The organism is Colwellia marinimaniae, from assembly GCF_002207865.1.
GTDB classification, from domain to species: domain Bacteria; phylum Pseudomonadota; class Gammaproteobacteria; order Enterobacterales; family Alteromonadaceae; genus Colwellia; species Colwellia marinimaniae.
This window is the reverse complement of the sequence record NZ_BDQM01000522.1, coordinates 1-235: the sequence shown is the minus strand read 5'-3', so window position 1 is coordinate 235 and position 235 is coordinate 1. Positions and strand designations below refer to the sequence as shown.

Annotated in this window: 1 protein-coding gene; it reads right to left on the bottom strand. The window is 48.9% G+C overall.

The window, feature by feature from the left end; all coding sequences use genetic code 11:
* A partial coding sequence (locus tag MTCD1_RS22060) for a hypothetical protein (RefSeq protein WP_235013425.1) occupies positions 1-235 on the bottom strand: 235 nt, incomplete at both ends.

The window sequence follows — 235 nt, the reverse complement described above, 5'->3', positions numbered from 1 at the left end:
GTCTGTGGGTTTGCCTTCAGGCAGAATATTGGTACGGCCCAGTTGCTGCCCTAGCTTCACACTGGCAGTACCAGTGCTAAGTACGTTCGGATTCCGCTTTAACTCAGTTTGTAAAGTCCTGGCCCGCTGCTGCGCTTGTTGGCCCTTAAAAGGTATAGATATTACCTGCTCACGGCTAAAACCCAGATCTTTGCTACGGATATAATGCATTTGCAGAAACACAATACCCATGCCC